This is a genomic window from Streptomyces sp. NPDC107559 (assembly GCF_055657365.1).
The window spans coordinates 89444-107241 of sequence record NZ_JBVKBD010000018.1 but is presented as its reverse complement, the minus strand read 5'-3'; the positions used below and the strand labels follow the sequence as shown (position 1 = coordinate 107241).

Here is a 17798-nt window from a genome sequence, read left to right as displayed (position 1 = left end):
ATGGCGCTCGCATCCCTGGGCTTCGCGAAGGGTCCCAGCATCACCTTCCGGATCAACCCCAGCTCGATCGACTGGGGCTTCGAGATCCACACCTCGGTCACGCCGACCGTCGGTGGCAGGGTCGTGCAGATCACCGGCGCGACCCTGCGGGACGTCACGATCACCGGCTACCTCGGCGAGAAGCGCAACGCCGGACTCTCGCCGGACCCCCGCTCGAACACCGACCACGCCGGAGCCAGCTGGCGCCTGCACGAGGCGTTCATCAAGCAGTGCAGGGCCATCATGGAGCATCAATCCAGGGACTCCACCACGCCCGGCAAGCTGATGCACGAGCCCGCCGTCTTCAACTACCCGCCGCACAACTGGCGGTGGAACGTGTACCTCACCGAGGTCGCCGACAGCGACGGCCAGGCCTCGATCGAGCACCGCACCGGCAAGTACTCCCACGGCTACAAGCTCACCCTGTTCATCGTGCAGGGCGGCTCCGACTCGCTGGTCACGGCCGGTACCTCCAAGAACGCGGTCGATGCCGCGCAGGAGAAGGCCATCGCCTCCTACATCGCCCGCATCAGCGAGGGCATCGGCTGGCGCCAGAGCGACTACAACGGCCCGCCCCTCGACGAGACCGGGGACACGAACAGCGACAAGGGACAGTAGGAGGACCAGATGGCGAACCAGTGGGGCTCGGACGTGCCCATCTCCATGCCCCAGCCGCTGCGCGCCGACCAGGAGGCCATCGTGCCCATGGGCGGCTTCGTGATGACCGCTGACGGCCTCTGGCCGGACATGTCGGTCGCCGACCACGAGCGGCTCTCCACGCCCTCCTACGCGCCCTACAGCCCCGCGAGCTTCGTCGAGACGATCCCCGACCCCGAGGAGGGATGACCGGTGGCCAAGGACACCCGCAAGGGTCTGAACTGCACCCTGTTCTTCCCCAACGGCACGGACTCCAAGGGGAGCAGCACCTACAGCTCCTTCAAGGTGCGCGCCGACGTCCTCGGGCACGGCATGACGATGGTCGCGGACTCCTCCAGCGCGCGGAACGCCCGCGCGTACTACCCGCACCGGCCGACCCCGTCCCGCTTCTACATCCGGGTGCTGCTCAAGGGGTACAGCGAGCGCAAGGCGTTCGCCGACTGGATGCAGGGCTACGCGAACTACGTGATGAACCCGGGCCTGGCGGGCGGCAACAAGTTCCCCGACATGCGGGTGATGATCCCGGGCCGGGGCTTCGACCGCGAGGGCGTGCCCCTGTCCGGCTTCGAGTGGGGCGACTCCATCGGCACCATCGTGTGGGCGCCGATCATCACCTTCGAGTGCACCCGCGAGCCGCAGGACCCCGACTCGATCGCATCCAGCCGGTTCGAGAACGCGGCCGACCCCGACATGAAGTACTTCTGGCCGATGGGCACCCAGCTCGGCGGCAACACGGTCCCGTCCGGCAACTACCAGACCGTCGACCCCGGCAAGAACACCGGCTCCGACTCGGGCCAGCTCCAGGACGTACCGGTCACCCCGATGCCCAACGAGGGCACCCTGCCGAGCCAGCGCTACGACTACGGGACCTGAGGAAAAGGCGCGACGCCAGGCTCCCGGTATACCCCGGGGCACCTGGCGCCACTTGCGGCCACCCACGGCGACCGCCACTTCAATCATGGTAGCGGCCCGCCCCGGTGGTTCTTCAGCACGGGCGGGCCGCTCAGCCCGGATGTAGGCCGACACCCCTCACAGAAGGAGCGGACCCAGCGTAGCGGCGCTCGTGTCCCGGCGTCCGCGATTCGCCCCAAGGGGCGGAGGTGGTCTCGTTGGCGTCGTCAGCCCGCAGCCTTGCGCCTGCTGGCGTAGTGGCAGTCCCTGGAGCAGAACCGCCCCTTCGTGTTCTCCTGACGCAGGGAGGCCGCGATCACCAGGAATCCCTTCGTGCATTCCTCGCAGGTCCGCTGGACGGCCTTGTGTCGTACTCCGTTCCGCACGATGTACAGGGCCGCCAGGTCGGCCTCTCTCGCCACACGCTCCGTCTCGTGGCGCGCAGAATCGGTGCGCTTCAGCACCGCCACAACGAGGGAGTGCTGCCACTTCCCGCCATGCGGTGGCGGATTTTCCCCATCAAGGACCGCCGCAATCTTGCGATACGACAGCCCTTGCTCTCGCAGCTCCCACATTCGAGGAGCCAGCGCGTCGGCAGCGGCCCTCTGCACCTCGGCGTTCGCTCGCGCGTTGGCCGTATTCCGGCATCTCGCCGAACAGTAACCGCCCACCTGCCTATCACCAGCGTGGTCGATGTTCGTTTTGGCGACGAGGAACGGTTTTCCGCAGAGCAGGCAAGCGCGCTCGACAGCTTCCTTCCTCCCCCTGTCCGTGAGCATGACGGCCGCCGCCCGAGCAAGCCGACGGTCGTGTCCTCGCCGCGTATTGCATGGGTGGCAGGAGGGGACCAGGTTATCCGGCGAGTTGTTCTGCGTGTCTCCGTCAACGTGATCTGCCACGAGCGCATCGACGGCGCCCTTCACGGACCAGATGACTTCAGCCGTGCACCAGTTACACCGGTGTGCTCCGGGACCGATCTTGCCGTAGAGCACCACACGGTGCAGAGGTATCTGTCCGCTGGCCGGAGCCAGCGGGTGTCCTGGCCGTTTCACGTAGCGGTATCGACCTGCCATCTCTCCAGGGTACTGCCTGGTATGACTTCTGGGGAGTGAACAAAAATTCCGAACTTCATTATGGCGCCAGGCGTGAAGGCATACATCGCGACGGAGAAGCACGGGATCATCGACGTCTCGGACGACCTGGTCGAGGGCCAGATGGTGCGCCGCTCGGACGGCGTCTCCTCGTTCAGCTTCAGCCTGCAGAACGCGCGCCGGAAGTACGACGGGGTGCTGACGCCGAACGACCGCATCTCGGTGCAGATGAAGCGGCTGAAGTGGGTGCAGGTCTTCACCGGCTACCTGAACAAGGTCCCCCTGGTGACGGCGTGGCCCCGCGTCGTGCACCTGACCGCGTCGTGCTCGCTCAAGCGGCTGCAGTACTGGTACTGGGACTCCCACACCGAGGCGTCGCAGTCCATGGTGCGCGATGCTCTGTCGACCGCCCGCCAGGGCGGCACCAACATCTCCGATGGCGGCATGACCAACGTGGCGCTGACCGTGCTGAAGAAGGTCGTTGGCTGGCCGGAGAACAAGGTCCACATCGCCCGCATCCCGAACAACTGGTACTCGGTCATCGAGGTTCTGGCCAAGCAGCTCAACGCCGAGCTCGACAAGGCCGACGAGGTCGCACGGGCCCTGCTGGAGCAGCTCGGGACCGCGTCGGTCGGCGGCACCAGCGGTGCGGACGCGAGCCAGCTGACCGGCGAGTACGGCGGCTACAACAGCGCCGAGCAGAAGGCCAACGGCGCGATCATCTACAACGTCGGCAAGGGGAAGGGCGCCTCCGCCCGCGACTGCATCATCGCGATCATGACCGCGATGCAGGAGTCCGGCCTGGTCAACCTCAAGGGCGGAGACCGGGACTCAGCGGGTCTGTTCCAGCAGCGGCCGTCGCAGGGCTGGGGTACCTACGACCAGGTGACCGACCCCCGGTACGCGGCGGGGAAGTTCTTCGACGCCCTGTTCAAGGTCAAGAACCGCGACAGCATGGAGCTGTGGAAGGCCTGCCAGACCGTCCAGCGCTCCGGTGTCCCGACGGCGTACGCCAAACATGAAAAGGGCGCCACGGCCATGGTCCGGGACCTGGAGAAGAGCGGGTCCGGCAAGCTCGACGCCTCATCCAAGAGGCCGCAGGGCACCATCTCCGGCGTCGACCTGGCCCAGCTCTCGGTGAACTTCTGCAAGAAGTACCCGAACATCCCGTACACGCAGAAGTACGGCGGCACCCAGATGGCCATCCTCTCTGCCAGCCCGCCGCCCGGCCTGGACTGCTCCAGCTTCGTGCAGTCCATGTACCTGCGCGCGCTGGGGTCGCTGTACGACCTGCCGCGTGTGGCGTCCGCGCAGTACGGCGTGTGCAAGAAGGTGTCGGTGGCGACGGCTCTCAAGACGCCGGGCGCACTCGTCTTCAAGGGCTCCTCGCCGGGCGGCATCCACCACGTCGAGATGAGCCTGGGCGACGGCAAGAGCACGATCGGCGCGCACCGCGCAGGCGCCAAGCCCCACGACGTCGGCATCAACGCGCCGTCGGCGACGTCGTACTGGGACTACGGCGGCTTCCTGCCGCGCGTCGCGTACACCACCGGCTCGGGCACGGTGTTCTTCGAGGGGTCGGACGACACCGGCGGCGTCCTCGACATGAGAGACCCCGGGGTCCAGCTGGCCACCGGCGCCGACGCACCCGGGTACAACCCGAAGGACCCGTTCGACAAGATGTTCGGCGACAACGCGTGGCAGGCGATCGCGACGGAGCAGACCGACCCCAACTACGCGCTGTCGATGGCGCTGCGGGGGCCGCGTGCGCTGCTGAACGACCAGCCGTTGCTGCCGTACCTGAAGAACCTGTTCAACTCGTCGATGCGGTCGTTCTGCTCCGCGCCGAACGGTGACCTGATCGCTTGGTACCCGGACTACTACGGGATGTGGGGCACGGCCGCGAAGATGGTCGTGCAGCCGATCGAGGTGCAGGACTTCGAGGTGTCCTGGAGCGACGACTACATGGTCACGCACCAGTTCGTCGTCACGTCGCCGGTCAACGGGAACCTGTTCGACCCGGCCACGGGGACCGTGGCGACCTCCATCTCCGACAGCGTCCTGGCCAACAGCGCGCTCTTCACCACCGGCGTCGTCAGCATCGACTTCCCGGGCGTGTGGAAGGCGCTGTTCGGGATGGACAAGACGGAGAAGGAGGCGAAAGCGTACGCGGACTGGATCAAGCAGCGGTTCGGCGCCCGGCCGGACTACCAGCAGCTGCCAGCCCTCGTCGGCCCGAAAGCTGCCCTGTTCTCGGCGATCTTCCTCTTCTTGCGACAGTTCGCCTTCCAGTACCAGGCGTCCATCCCGCTCACGTTCATGCCGGAGCTGTGGCCCGGCATGCTGCTGCAGTTCCCGGCCTTCAATTTCCAGGGCTACGTCACGACCGTGACGCACGACTTCAAGTTCGGCGAGGGTGGCCACTTCACCACCTCGGTGCAGCTCGCGGCTCCGGCCCGGCTCACCGGCGGCAAGGACCAGCGGCTGCTCGGCCTGCCGATGGCGGGAGGCAACTGATGATGGGTCCGGGGAACGCGGCCACGTACGGGATCGGCTGGACGGTCAAGCAGGTCAAGATCCAGTCCCTCGTGCCGGAGAAGAAGCTCGCGCTGTGCGTCGACACCGAGGGCCAGATCCTGGAGGTCACCACGGCCCTTCATCGCACCGGCATCACGCCGGTGGTCGGCCAGACCTGGATCGTCGACCGCGAGTACGGCGCGTGGAGCTTCGCCGCCTGGTGGGACATGTGACATGAAAAAAGTGAGACCCGTGGGTCTCACTTTTTCCGGCACCAGAGTGAGACCCATGGGTCTCACTTTTGGCTACCCGACGATCTCGGCAGCCGCCTCGTAGGAGCGCTTCAGCTCGGCGACATACCGCTCTGCGGCCTCCGGGTCCTTCGCCTTCACGTCCCGGAGGACCTCCAGGGGTACGATCCGGTTCGTCCGCAAGGCCTTGGCCAGCACCTCGACGACGCCCTGAGCGGACTCGCCGCCCGACTCGATCTCAATGGGGCCAGCCTCGTTGCCGAGCATGAGGATCCGGCGGGCCTCGGCCGCGCCGGTGGAGCTGATCTTGCCCAGCTTCTTCATCAGCGCGAACTGCTCGCGGAGCATCTGCTGACGCCCTGGAGATACGTCCGGCTCGCCGTCGGCCGTGACAGGCACCTCACCCTTCTCGTCCACGATGGTCTTGTACAGCTCGCGGTAGGTGCGCTCGTTGAGCGCCCTGTCCATCATGTCGCCGATGATCCGGAGAATCGGAACAGCACGGCGGAGCCGGTAGACGTCCTGCTTCGTGAGCCCGAGCGGTTCGGCGAACCTCTCGACGGACTTGAAGCCCGCGTTCTTCAGCCGGTCGAACTGGGTGGCCCACCACAGATACTCGCCAGCGGACTCGATGTACCCCCGCTGCAGCTTCCCGAGACCGCTCTCCAGTCCCAGGTTGGCCCGCACGATGCCGCGCCTGGCCATGCCCATCTGCTCCAGCGGGTCGGCATCTGCGGGCGGCCGGACGAACGCGAAGGGGTCACCGCCCTCGGACGCCTTCACGATGGCGTCCTGGTGGGGGATGTGGACCTGCGGGTCCGCCTGCTCCGGCTCGGGGGCGTCATCAGCAGGCGCGCTGGCTGCGGCCGTAGCTGCGGCAGTCAGCTCTTCCATCGACTCCGCGTCGTCTTCTCCCCGGCGGGCGACCGGCTTCTCCACCTTCGCCACGGCCTTGCGGGCGGCGGCATTCGCGGCGCCCCGGCCCCCGAACTTCGCGGGCTTCCGTGTGGTCTCTTCCTTGGCGGTCATGCGGCCTCGCTCTCCTCGATGATTCCCTGCATGGCGTGACGGATCAGCAGTCCCCACTCGTCCAGGTCGCCTCGCCTGGGCATGATGGTCCAGGAGCGCTGGTGGTGAGGCGCCTTGCTGATGTCGAAGTAGGGGTGGAGGAACGGAGGCATCACGAAGTCCTCGTCCTCTTCGGAGAGGTCGACGGCCATGGCCTCCCTCTCCTCGTCGCACAGGGTCGTGGCGAAGTCGCCCTTGACGAAGAAGTTGTACACGTCGATGCCCTCTTCGTTGAGGACCGCCGCGCTGGCGGCGGTCTGAAGAGTGGCCTGGATGCGGTCGGTCTCCCAGCCGGACGGGGCGCTGGGCATGAGCAGGAGGCGGGCGCTCGCGCACAGCTCGATGAAGGTCTCCTTGTCGCCTCCGCCGAGGTCGACGATGACGACGTCGTACTCCTTCAGCGTCCGCATGCGCTTCTTGAGGCTGATCGCGTCCGCACCAACGGTGGGGTGCTTGACCAGCGTGAAGGGCACGTGATGCCCCATCGCCAGGTGCGTTGTGGCCCAGCGGGCCAGGGACTGCGAGTTGTTGTCGGTGTCCACGACGGCGACCTTGAGGCCGAGTACGACGCTGAAGTAGAGGGCAAGGTAGAGCGCTGTGGTGCTCTTGCCGGTGCCGCCCTTCAGGATGCCGACTCCGATGATGAAGCCCCTGCGAGCCTTGATCCACCGCACGACGGCGTCGGGCTTGGCCATGAGCTTGTGGAGGTCGCGCTCGTTCTCCGGTTTATGTCTCCAGTTGGCCATGTTTTGCTCCTCCAGGCGGGATTGTCGGGCCCTATCTTGCCGCAAGATCCGCCCTCTCCTTGCCGCTTCTCGTCGTGTTCCGGCCTCCCGTGGCTGCCTCAAGGGGTGAGGAGGTGGCTCATGAAGACGCTGGCGCTCGTCGGCGGGGATCTCGCGCTCGGGGACGGTGGCTACCGGACGCTCACCGGCGCGGCCCGGATCCGGCAGGACCTGGCGCTCGCGCTCGCCGAGCCGTACGGCCAGGACACCTACCACCCGGAGTTCGGGTCGGTGCTGGCCGCGCACATCGGTGAGCCGCTGACGCCGGAGCTGGAGCTGCTGGTGCGCTCCGAGGTGGTCCGGGTGGTGCAGCAGTACGTGGACGGCCAGCAGGCCCAGATCGCGGCCGATGCGCTGGCCGGGTCCCGGTCGCGGTTCAGCTTCCAGGACGTGGTGCAGTCGGTGCAGTCCATCAGCACGGACATCCAGTACGACACGATCAAGGTGACGATCGCGCTGAAGACGCAGTCGGGCGGGACGGTCCGGGTGCTGCGGACGGTGAGCACCTGAACCTGTGACATGCATGTCACAGCTTTGCTGTGCGGCGCCTTCCTCTCGGCCTCAAGGGGTGACGAGAAGGAGGGCGCCGCATGGGTGTTTCCAGGGACGACATCGTCTCGCAGATGCGGGACGCGCTGCTGGTCTCCGACCCGGAGCTGGACACGTCCATCGGCACCCCGGCGCGGAAGATCCTGGATGCGGTGTCCGCGTCGCTGGCTGACGCGTACGTGGAGAACCACCTGCTGTCGTACGCCTACGACGTCGACAGCAAGACCGACGCCGACCTGGACAGTTTCTGTCAGCTGTTCGGGATCGCGCGGATCGCGGCCCGGCGCTCGGTCGGCACGGTGACCTTCTCCCGTACCGGTGACCTGACGCCGACCGTGTTCATCCCGGTCGGCACGGAGGTCGCATCCTCGTCGGACTCCTCGATCGTGGTCACCACGGTGGTCGGCGGCACGATGATGCCGGGGGCCACGTCGGTCACGGTGCCGGTCCAGGCCGTGACGGCCGGGCCAGAGGGCAACCTGGGGGCCGGGATGGCCACCCTGATCACCTCGCCGATCCAGGGCGTCAATACCGTGACGAACACGGCGGCCCTGACCGGCGGCATGTCGAGGGAGACCGACTCGGAGCTGCGGGCACGCTGGAAGTCGACGGTGTTCCGGTCGCTGGCGGGGACGGAGCAGATGTACCGGGGCGTGGCGCTGGACGACGCGGACTGCTACGCGGTGTCCGTCGTCGGCTCCTCGCGGACGCGGTCGGAGATCCTGCAGGTGCCGGTCAGCGGCAACACCGTCTGCCAGATCTCGGACGCCCGCTACATCTACTCCTCGCCGGTGCAGGTGGCGAAGTCCGACGGCACGCCGCTGCTCAAGGACTACGACTACACGTGGGTGCCGTCGAACCCGCCGCAGATCGCCAAGCTGTCGGCGTCTTTCCCGGCGGCTGGTGAGCTGCTCACGGTGGAGTACCAGTACCTGCCGGTCGTGAGCCGGAACGACCCGACCAACAACATCACGAACCGGGTGGACGTCTTCGTCGGCGGGACCCGGGCGCAGTCGGCGCAGACGTCGCTGGTGTTCCGGCAGGCGAAGAAATTCCAGACCGTCTCGACGGTGGACCTGTACACCGGGGCGTGGCTTCGCTCGGACCAGACTCGGCCGGACGCCCTGAACGTGTTCGTGCCGCTGCCGTTCGGGCCGATCGTGACGGTGCCGTCCACGCTGTCGGTCGCGGGCACGACGTACGGTCTGGCGACTGCGGCGCATCCGCTGGGCACGGTGGCGGGCGGGGTGACGTACGCGTACACGATCGTCCATGAGGACACGGTGGACGGCTGGACGCCGACGTCGCGATTCGGCCTGGAGTGGCACCGCACGTACCTGCCTGCCGACAACTCGCCGGTCTCGGTGGGCGGCAACGGGGACTACACCTACAACGAGGTGCCCTCCAGCGTGCAAGACGCGGTCAACCGGTGGAGGCTGACCGGCATCGACGCCAAGGTGCACCAGGCCAAGCAGCGCTGGCTGAGGTTCGCGCTGGGTGTGATGTACACGGCGTCGTCCACCGGGTCGGTCGACTCGGTCCAGGACGCCATCCGCTCGGCCCTGAGCGACTACCTGAACCGGATGGACTTCAACTCGAACGTGCAGATCAGCGACGTCCTCACGGTCATCCACCAGGTGCCCGGCGTGGACAACTGCCGCCTGCTCAACGGCGCGGACGTGACCGGGTACAGCTCGGCCAACCCGAACGCCTCGATCGTGGGTGTCCAGCAGATCGCGCCGAACGCGGCGCCGAACTCGGCCGCGCTGTCCTCCTGGGTCGACCCGGCGACCGGCCGGGCCACCGACATCTACTTCCGTGACGACGAACTGCCCGTGTTGGGCGGGGTGGTCTTCAAGACGCTCGCCCGTAACTCGTTCGGGGTGCTGTGATGGCAGACGACTTCCTTCACCAGGGCGACGGGACCTTCGGGACCGCTGTCATCCCGGGCGGCCTGATCCCGCTTCAGGCCGATGTCACCGTGCCGCAGTCGACCGCGCTGGCCAGCGGCACCGGCATGCTCGTGGCGGACACGGCCGTCACCGAGCAGCTGCGCCACTTCCCCGAGGAGGTCTACGACCTCCGGCCCACCAGCCACCTGGTCCGCCTGATGCAGGCGCTCCTCGGTGACTCCGGTGTCGGCCAGCTCCGCAAGCGGCTGCTGGTGGCCCAGATGCAGAGCCTGTCCGTTCAGGGGGCGAGGTTTTTTGATCTCGACCGGTTCTACGGGGCGATCTTCAACGCGACCCGGAACGGGGACGAGGTCCTCCCGATCAACCCCATGGAGACGGCGACCGCCACGGCCGCCGAGTGGGACTCGATCGAGGCCGCCGACGCCTCCTTCCGGGACCGGATGGGCGCGCTCGCGCGGGCCATCGCGATGGGCGGCACCGTGCCGGGCCTGAAGGCGGCGGCCGAGGCCATCACCGGTGTCGAGGTCGACGTCTACGAGTCCTGGGCGCTGCTGGACGCAGCCGGGGACACGGACGAGGCCGCGCACACCTGGGAGTGGACGGAGGGCAATGACTGGGGCGACTTCGAGGGCGAGATCTGGGGTGCCCTGGAGGGCACGCCGTTCTACGGCCGCTCCGGCACCCTGACCCGCTCCGAGGTCCTGGTCCAGGTCAACCGTGACTACCCGGCGACCCCGGAGGGCCGGGCGCAGCAGGCGAGTGATGAGTCGGCGCTGGTGCGGGTCCTGGAGCGGATCAAGCCCGCGCACGTGCTTCTTACGGTGGACACGCAGGGCACGTCGGCTCTGGTGGCGCGAGGTATCGCCGGGGTTCGGTCGGACTCCGAGAACTGGGAGATCGTCCCGCAGGTCACCCCGAGCCGGGTGCCGACCAGCACGAACCCGTACCCGCTGTCGGCGATCCAGGAGCAGGACGGAGTCGACCCGAGTTCGACCCGGGTTCTGCCCCGGCCGCCGCTGACCACCCGGCTCGGGGACGAGTGGTCGTACGGTCAGCAGGTCCCGGCCTGCCGGTCCTACTCGGTCAGCCCCGACGACCCGGCCGACTTCACCACGCCTGGACCGGTCCCGGACTCCGGCCTTGCCTCGGTCGATCAGACGGTGGTCTGGAGGGACGGCACCTCGACCATCTACCGGGCTTCCCTCGGCGCGCTGGACCCGCTGCTGAGCCACGCGGCGCGCGCCGGAGGCGACGGCGTGCTCATCGCCAACCCGTACTCCGGCGACCGACGCACTGTCCTGACGGTCGACTGACCCTGTCCGGTGCTCCTCAGCAGCCCTCAAGGGGTGAGCTGAGGAGGACCACCAGTGGCCGATCTGTACGCCAACTATGCCGCGCTGGCAGCCGCGCGCCAGATCGGTGTGGACTACCGCATTCTGGTCCGTACGCCCCCCGGCTCCCGGCTGGCGCATCTCGCGATCCACGGTGGCGGTATCGAGCCGGGCACCACGGAGCTCGCCGACTATCTGTCCGGGTCGGCCAGCCGGTACTACTCCTTTGACTCGATGCTGGCGGACGGCGTCACCAGCCTGTCGCTGATGTCGACGCACTTCGACGAGCCGCAGGCCCTGAACCTGGTGGCGGCAGCCGACTACGTCCTGTCCTGGCACGGCGTCCCGGGCACCGACCCGGTCACCTACGTGGGCGGTCTGGACGCCGACACCTCCGAGCGGCTCAAGGAGGCGCTGACCCAGGCCGGGTTCACGGTCTCGGCCACCAGCACCGAGCTGAACGCCACCGACCCGACGAACATCGTCAACAAGGGCTCCCGCCTCATGGGCGTGACGCTGGAGCTGTCGACGGCGCTGCTGCAGTCCTTCTTCTCCGACTTCACCCGGTCCGGCCGGGACAACGGACCGCGCACGTCGATCTTCTACGCCTACATGGCTGCCATCCAGACGGCGCTCAACGGCCTGGATGTACCGGGCAAGGCCGTGGGCTCGGCATGGAAGGGCCGGGTTGCCCAGCCCGTGACCGGTACAGGGTCGGCGTCGGGTGACTTCGGGATCCCGGCACTGGCGCCCTTGACCGTGGACGGCATGCCCCTTGACTCGCTCAAGGACGCGCTGCGCCTGTCATCCCAGCGTCAGGCGGCAGGCAACACGGAGCGGTTCTGGTCCAGTGCGCCCCGGGCCAACGGTGACCCGGTGCGTGAGGTGTTCGAGTTCTCTCTGGCCTCCCCCCGGCCGGTCAACCGCATCGCGTTCTCCCTGGCCCGGTTCCCGCAGCGTGCCTGGGTGCAGTACCGGGATGAGGACGGGGTGTGGCGGCCGCTGCAGAACGCGCGCCTGGGAGGACCGGTCCAGATCAGCATCATGGACTCGGTCCCGGCAGTCATCCCGGCGGGTGTACCGGACGATCTGAAGCTGCACCCGCAGCACTTCGGCGCAGGGCACTGGATGGCGCAGGAGGTCGACGTCCAGCCGGTCACGGCGAGCCGGTTCCGGGTCATCATGACCCGGCTGCCGTCGGCGTCGGCGCCGCGCAGCTCGGACAACCAGCCGGTTGCCTACTCGCTGGGAGTCAAGGACGCCCTTGCCTCCTACCGTGCCTCCAGCTTGACCGACCTGCCGTGGCTGCCCCAGCAGGATGCCGAACACACGGTGCCGCTCGCCGGGTCCACCGACCTCCTCGGTTCGCAGGTTGACTACCTTGTCCGGCGCAACCGGGCAGACAACATGGTCCCGCCCGCGTCCGGAGTGTGGCGGTGCGCGCCGCAGCCGGTCCCGAACGCGGTCGTGAGCCTGCACCTGGACCTGCGGACCTCGGACGGCGGCGCTCAAGTCGTCGACCGGCTCTACCTTGACCCGGTCACGTCCGGGGTTGCCTGCAACCTGTACTACACGGACGCCACGGTGGTGCAGGACCGGTTCGAGCCGTCCGATACCCCTCTGACCTCGCCTCTTGTCCGGGCAAGCACGGACACGCCGGTGGTTGACAGCGAGGGTGTGCTGTTCGACTCGGCCGACTCCTACCTGGACGTGGACAACCGGGCCTGCCAGTTCGATCCTGCCCGGCCTTTCCTGCTGGGCATGGTGGTCTACCCCCAGTTCACCTCCGCCGACACCGGCACCTTTACCGTCCTGGACGCTTCGGCCCTGACGGTCTGGATCGAGTCAGGGTCAGTCAAGGTGCGCCTGGGCGACCGCACGGTGGAGCTTGACCCGGTCACGTTCGGAGTCAATGCGCGCATCCCGCTGGCGGTTGCCTACGACGGGTCGACCTTGACCGTACGCACCCCGTGGTCAACCCGGGTCCAGGAGTCCACTCACGTCGTCGACCAGGCGCCGCCGACCGTGCTCCGACTGGGGGGACCGCTGTTCGGTCCGGGCGGCTCAGTCCGGCTGAGCAGTCTCCTCCTCGCGCTCGGCCGGGCGGCCGACATCGACACCGTCGAGGCGTACTGGGATGACCCGGCCGCCTACGCGCTGAACCCCGGCTACGGTCAGGACGGCGCCGCACACACGAGCGCCAGCGCGATCCTGCGCATGGACCCCAGCCTGATCACACCCGGGGTGGAGTCGGTGTGCCCGTGGGGCCTGATCGGTGGTCCGCCGGTCGCCCTGGAGAACCTGGTGTGGACGCCGGTTCCCGGGGACTTCGTGCTGCGCAAGGGGCTGATGAAGTTCCGGCCGATCAAGGCCCGGCACCTGAAGCTGGAGTTCACCAACCTGCAGCCGATGCTGCTGACACCGTCCCAGGCCAGCCCGCTGGTGGAGACGAAGCTGTTCCCGGCCGACACCGGGCAGGGCGGGGCCATCGTCGCCTCCGGCACGGACGTCTCCGGCGCGGCCCCGGCGGGCGCCCGGGTCGCCACCGAGCAGGGCGCGGTCTACCAGTACGTGGACGCCAACCGGATCGTGTCCTCGACGTCGGGCACGGCCGCGTACCTGCCGACGGAGGCCCTGTACGCGCCGGACCCGCTCGCGGCGCAAGCGCTGCGCCGCTCCGGCCAGCGGTTCCCGTACATGCCGCTGCCGGGCACCAAGGCGCCGCGCTTCACCTCCACCGGGGTGCACCGCTACCACGTGGTGCAGCTGGCCATGGACACGAAGGTCGCCTACACCGTGGCGATCAGCCAGGTGCTGGCCTACCTGGCCGACCCGATCGCGCAGCGGGACACCGAGCAGTACGTCGAGCTGTTCCACGACACTGCCTACCTGTCGGGCTACGACGCCTCCCAGCAGGGCGGCTGGAAGCACAACGGGACCACGATGGTCACCACCGAGCAGCCGCCGTCGACCGGCGCTCAGGTGGTCTCCAAGACGTTCGTGTCGAAGCGGCGGGTGTTGGGGGTGCAGTTCGCCGCGCAGACCTCTCAGCCCAGGCAGTTGGTGGCCGACCCGGACTTCGACGACCCTTCGCTGCACTTCTGGCGGCCGGTCGGCGACGCCACGGCGGAGTCCTCCAGCGAGTTCGTGTCCACGATCGGCCGCATGGCCAAGGTCGCGCGCGGCCACTCGGCGTCCTCCTGGGGGTCGCTGGAGTCCCGCTTCCCGACCTGGGGTGACATGGAGGACTCCGACCCGCTGCCGAACCGGCCGCTGTGGTGGGAGATCGAGAACGCGACCAGCGTGGCGGACTTCGGCGGCATCGAGTCGCTGCGGCCGGTGAACCCGGCTCCGCGCGGCCGCCTGTACGCCGCCTGCCGCATCTACACCAACGGGCCCCTGGCCCAGCCGCTGCTGCTGCAGCTCGTCAACGGCGACGGCAGGATCATCGCGTCGGCCTCGCGCAGCTTCGACTCGGCGCAGGTCGCCGAGTGGTACGTGGGCGCCACCATCGACACCAACCCGCCCAGCCCGCTCACCTGGAACACCGCGACGGCAGGCGGCACCCGCTCGTGGTCGACCATGGAGGCCCTCGGCATGTGGGGGGATGCCACCCAGGACTGGGATGTGGATGACGTCCACGACGTCCGGGTCCGCGTCATCCAGGAGGGCAGCGCGGGCACCGGGGTGTGGCACGTCGACAGCCTCGCGGTCTTCAACGACCCCGTCATCTGGGAGATCTCCCGCGACGGCGGCGTGAACTGGTACGAGATGATCGACATCAAGAACAACCCGCGTGGCGTGTTCCAGTTCCCGGACCTGCCGGGCACCGACCGCACCGGCGGCACACAGCTGCGCTGGAGGGCCACCGGCTACGCCCCGGACCTGTCGCTGTCCTCGGTGGTCCTGCGGCCCTGGTACGCCACGATGACCGGCGCGGTGCCCTACCAGGACACCCTCCAGGCGGCCGGGGCCTCCAGCTCGCTGGCCGACTACTACCCGCCGGTCGACTCCGACCCCTTGTTCAGGGGGTGGACCAGTCCCATCCCCGAGGACTGGTGGCTGGCGTTCCGCCAGTGGATGGACCAGAACGCCGCGAAGACCGACCCGCTGCCCACGATCACCCTGCCCGAGGCGGTGGCCGAGGGCACCAACGAGGGCGCTCCGCCTTCGCTGGCCAGCCACACGCTCACCGACGCCTTCGTCCTCAACCGCTAGGAGCCCTTCGTGCGCGCGCACTTCAACCGCGCCCTGCTCGACCTGCAGGGCAACCGGGTCCCCACTGCCACGGTGCGACTCCTGGTCCCCGGGACGAGCACCACCTACGGCCAGACCGTGTACGCCGACGCCACCAGCGGCACGACCCGCATCAATCCGTGGACCACGTCGGCCGGGGAGGTGGACTTCTACCTCGAAGCTCCGGACCGGGTGAAGATCGGAGTGCAGGTCGGCGCCAGCCCGGAGGAGTTCTGGGACAACGTCGATGTGACTGCAGTCAACTCCGACTCCACTCACCCCGGCGCCGGAGTCCAGTCCCTGCAGATCGGTTCCGGCGCGGCCGCCACCGGCGTGCACGCCACCGCGCTGGGCCAGGGCACCCAGGCCACCGCCGACTCCGCCGTGGCTCTGGGCGAGCAGGCCACGGCCTCCGGCGTCGGTGCGCTGTCGGCGGGCTCTCAGTCGGACGCCACGGCGACCGGGGCCGTCGCCGTCGGCCAGTCGGCGCAGGCCACGGGCACCCAGTCCACCGCGCTCGGTGACGGCGCGCAGGCCCTGTGGAACCAGTCCGCCGCGATCGGTGCTGGCGCCCACACCGACCGGCCCCACCAGGTCGTCATCGGCACGGCGGCCGAGACCGCGTTCCTGCCCGGCGGGCTCGCCCTGCAGAGCCCCAGCGGGTTGACCTTCATGCTCGGCGTCACCGACGACGGCCTGCTGTACACCCAGCAGCTGCCCACCTACGTGCCGCCGCCGGTGCCGGACGAGGGCACCGGCGACTTCCCGGACAGCGGCGCAGTAGGCGAGTAGCCGTTTGCTGTGCCGGACCTCCCTCATGACCCAAGGGGTGACGAGGGAGGCGAAGTGGCGCGAGCACACGTGATGCGGCCGATCACCGGCGAGACAGGCGACCTGCTGTACGGCGCGCAGGTCACCGTGCGCGAGGCCGGGCAGTCGGTGAAGCTGGCCCAGCCGTTGTACGCGGGGCCGACGGGCAGCGAGCAGTTGTCGAACCCGTACGTCACCGCCAGTGGGACGATCGACTTCTGGCTGGATGACCCGCAGCGCGTGTCCGTCCTGGTCCAGAAGGACGGCTACTCCGACATCCTGGTCTACCTCGACGGGGCGCCGCCGCCGGACGAGACCGCCCGCACGGACAGTCCGCTGCTCATCGTCGGCAACCAGGTCCCCGGCAACGTGCTGCTGGCCGGTACCACCCCGGGCCAGGCCGTGTGGGGTCCGGTCCCGGCGAACTCTGGCGTCACCCCACTGGTCACCGTCATCGCCGAGGCCTTCGACCTCGCCCGCGACCCGACCGGCTGGACGTTCACGCAGGCCGCGAACACCAGTCGCGACTATCCGAGCGAGGCCCCCTCCGAGTGGGGGTACAGCCGCTCCCTGCATGCCAGGCACACCGGGAACGCGGGCAGCCTCATCACGCTCACGCCGGGCTTCACCCTGGCCGAGGCGGGCTTCGTCTCGCTGTGGGTCCGCCCGACCCTGGCCACCGGCGAGAGCGTCATCATCGCGGCCACCACGCAGGGCGGCACGAAGACCGTACTGGAGACGATCACCGCCACCCGGGAGTGGGGGCTGTACCGGTACCCGCTGGCCGCTGGCACCTGGCAGTCGGTGTCGGTGGAGTTCAAGGGCGCCGCCACCTTCGTCGCCGGGACCGGCCACGAGATGTGGATGACCGGCCTGAAGGTGCTGTACGGCGGCACGGTGCCCGCGCACACCCACGCCGGATCCGGCACCAACTCCGTGGTGCTGGGCACCTCTGCGGTCGGCTCCGGCGTCGCCTCGACCGCCGTCGGCGTCTCCGCCCAGGCCACCGCCACCAACTCCACCGCCTTCGGCGCCCGCGCCCAGGCCACCGCCACCGATGCCGTCGCCATCGGCCCGGACACCAAGGCGCCGTCCGTGAACGGCGTCGCGGTGGGTGCGCGTGCCAACGGCTCGCTGGCGAGCACTGGCTGGACGGCCATCGGCGCGGACTCCTACGTCGACTCCAACGACGGCACCGCAGTCGGCCACTACTCCAGGTCGTACGGCACCGCAAGCACGGCGGTCGGATTGATGGCCTTCGTCGGTCCGGGCGCGACCAACGCCATAGCGATCGGCAAATCCTCCCAGGCCCTGGCGCCCGCAAGCCTGGCCCTGGGAGGCAACACGGTGGTGTCCGCCACCCACAACGGCTCCTCGGCCATCGGTGACGGCGCCAAGACCAGCGCGGCCCAGCAGACGACGTTCGGCAACCCGGACTACCCGTTCAACGCCGTCATCGTCGTGAACAAGCTGTACGCCCTCGCCGGGGTCAACTTCGGGACGGACGCCACCAGTCGGCTGGGCTTCTTCGGCTCGGAGGGCACCGTCAAGCCGACCGTGACCGGCTCCGACGGCGGCAACCTCGCGCTGCGCAACTTGATCTCTGCGCTGGCCGGACTGGGCCTGCTGACCAACACCACCACTCCCTGATCGGACAGCG

The 17798-nt window shown here is 68.7% G+C and carries 14 protein-coding genes; 11 read left to right on the top strand and 3 right to left on the bottom strand.

Annotated elements, in window-relative coordinates; genetic code table 11:
* From ACZ7OY_RS36070 to ACZ7OY_RS36060, 3 genes are read left to right on the top strand one after another with little or no spacing between them, the layout of a single operon-like run.
* Window positions 1-657: a hypothetical protein gene (locus ACZ7OY_RS36070; protein WP_472249785.1), complete on the top strand. Its 657-nt coding sequence runs from the start codon at window positions 1-3 to the stop codon at window positions 655-657.
* Window positions 658-666: 9 nt separating this feature from the next.
* The gene (locus ACZ7OY_RS36065; protein ID WP_472249784.1) at window positions 667-885 is read left to right on the top strand and encodes a hypothetical protein; all 219 of its coding nucleotides are present in this window, start codon (window positions 667-669) and stop codon (window positions 883-885) included.
* Window positions 886-888: 3 nt separating this feature from the next.
* On the top strand, window positions 889-1569 hold the full coding sequence (locus tag ACZ7OY_RS36060; protein ID WP_472249783.1) for a hypothetical protein: 681 nt from the start codon (window positions 889-891) through the stop codon (window positions 1567-1569).
* Between the two features lie 245 nt (window positions 1570-1814).
* Here the strand turns inward: ACZ7OY_RS36060 and ACZ7OY_RS36055 are convergent, their stop codons facing one another.
* Window positions 1815-2660, bottom strand: coding sequence for an HNH endonuclease signature motif containing protein (locus ACZ7OY_RS36055; RefSeq protein ID WP_472249782.1), 846 nt, complete (start codon window positions 2658-2660; stop codon window positions 1815-1817).
* Window positions 2661-2732: 72 nt separating this feature from the next.
* Here ACZ7OY_RS36055 and ACZ7OY_RS36050 point away from each other — a divergent pair, with 72 nt between their 5' ends.
* On the top strand, window positions 2733-5195 hold the full coding sequence (locus ACZ7OY_RS36050) for a C40 family peptidase (protein ID WP_472249781.1): 2463 nt from the start codon (window positions 2733-2735) through the stop codon (window positions 5193-5195).
* Window positions 5195-5428, top strand: coding sequence for a hypothetical protein (locus ACZ7OY_RS36045; protein WP_472249780.1), 234 nt, complete (start codon window positions 5195-5197; stop codon window positions 5426-5428). The genes ACZ7OY_RS36050 and ACZ7OY_RS36045 overlap by 1 nt, the downstream gene beginning before the upstream one ends.
* 72 nt (window positions 5429-5500) lie before the next feature.
* On the opposite strand, the gene ACZ7OY_RS36040 is transcribed toward ACZ7OY_RS36045, so the two are convergent.
* The gene (locus ACZ7OY_RS36040; protein WP_472249779.1) at window positions 5501-6475 is read right to left on the bottom strand and encodes a hypothetical protein; all 975 of its coding nucleotides are present in this window, start codon (window positions 6473-6475) and stop codon (window positions 5501-5503) included.
* Window positions 6472-7260, bottom strand: a complete 789-nt coding sequence (locus ACZ7OY_RS36035) for a ParA family protein (protein WP_472249778.1) — start codon at window positions 7258-7260, stop codon at window positions 6472-6474. Before ACZ7OY_RS36035 ends, ACZ7OY_RS36040 begins: the two co-directional genes overlap by 4 nt.
* A gap of 120 nt (window positions 7261-7380) precedes the next feature.
* Here ACZ7OY_RS36035 and ACZ7OY_RS36030 point away from each other — a divergent pair, with 120 nt between their 5' ends.
* The 6 genes from ACZ7OY_RS36030 (at window position 7381) to ACZ7OY_RS36005 (ending at window position 17788) form a co-directional block, all read left to right on the top strand.
* Window positions 7381-7809: a hypothetical protein gene (locus ACZ7OY_RS36030; protein WP_472249777.1), complete on the top strand. Its 429-nt coding sequence runs from the start codon at window positions 7381-7383 to the stop codon at window positions 7807-7809.
* Window positions 7810-7889: 80 nt separating this feature from the next.
* Window positions 7890-9740 (top strand): baseplate J/gp47 family protein, encoded by a 1851-nt coding sequence (locus ACZ7OY_RS36025; RefSeq protein ID WP_472249776.1) that lies wholly within the window; start codon window positions 7890-7892, stop codon window positions 9738-9740.
* Window positions 9740-11074: a DUF7297 family protein gene (locus tag ACZ7OY_RS36020; RefSeq protein WP_472249775.1), complete on the top strand. Its 1335-nt coding sequence runs from the start codon at window positions 9740-9742 to the stop codon at window positions 11072-11074. The genes ACZ7OY_RS36025 and ACZ7OY_RS36020 overlap by 1 nt, the downstream gene beginning before the upstream one ends.
* A 54-nt stretch (window positions 11075-11128) precedes the next feature.
* Window positions 11129-15310: a poly-gamma-glutamate hydrolase family protein gene (locus ACZ7OY_RS36015; RefSeq protein WP_472249774.1), complete on the top strand. Its 4182-nt coding sequence runs from the start codon at window positions 11129-11131 to the stop codon at window positions 15308-15310.
* A 9-nt stretch (window positions 15311-15319) separates the two neighbouring features.
* Window positions 15320-16120: a hypothetical protein gene (locus tag ACZ7OY_RS36010; RefSeq protein ID WP_472249773.1), complete on the top strand. Its 801-nt coding sequence runs from the start codon at window positions 15320-15322 to the stop codon at window positions 16118-16120.
* Window positions 16121-16174: 54 nt separating this feature from the next.
* Window positions 16175-17788: a hypothetical protein gene (locus ACZ7OY_RS36005; RefSeq protein WP_472249772.1), complete on the top strand. Its 1614-nt coding sequence runs from the start codon at window positions 16175-16177 to the stop codon at window positions 17786-17788.
* Window positions 17789-17798 lie beyond the last annotated feature (10 nt).

What these genes read in the sequence shown, in the direction of transcription:
- ACZ7OY_RS36070 (WP_472249785.1), top strand. Translation starts at nt 1, where the DNA reads ATGGCGCTCGCATCCCTGGGCTTCGCGAAGGGTCCCAGCATCACCTTC.
- ACZ7OY_RS36065 (WP_472249784.1), top strand. Translation starts at nt 667, where the DNA reads ATGGCGAACCAGTGGGGCTCGGACGTGCCCATCTCCATGCCCCAGCCG.
- ACZ7OY_RS36055 (WP_472249782.1), bottom strand. Translation starts at nt 2,660, where the DNA reads ATGGCAGGTCGATACCGCTACGTGAAACGGCCAGGACACCCGCTGGCT.
- ACZ7OY_RS36045 (WP_472249780.1), top strand. Translation starts at nt 5,195, where the DNA reads ATGATGGGTCCGGGGAACGCGGCCACGTACGGGATCGGCTGGACGGTC.
- ACZ7OY_RS36040 (WP_472249779.1), bottom strand. Translation starts at nt 6,475, where the DNA reads ATGACCGCCAAGGAAGAGACCACACGGAAGCCCGCGAAGTTCGGGGGC.
- ACZ7OY_RS36035 (WP_472249778.1), bottom strand. Translation starts at nt 7,260, where the DNA reads ATGGCCAACTGGAGACATAAACCGGAGAACGAGCGCGACCTCCACAAG.
- ACZ7OY_RS36030 (WP_472249777.1), top strand. Translation starts at nt 7,381, where the DNA reads ATGAAGACGCTGGCGCTCGTCGGCGGGGATCTCGCGCTCGGGGACGGT.
- ACZ7OY_RS36025 (WP_472249776.1), top strand. Translation starts at nt 7,890, where the DNA reads ATGGGTGTTTCCAGGGACGACATCGTCTCGCAGATGCGGGACGCGCTG.
- ACZ7OY_RS36020 (WP_472249775.1), top strand. Translation starts at nt 9,740, where the DNA reads ATGGCAGACGACTTCCTTCACCAGGGCGACGGGACCTTCGGGACCGCT.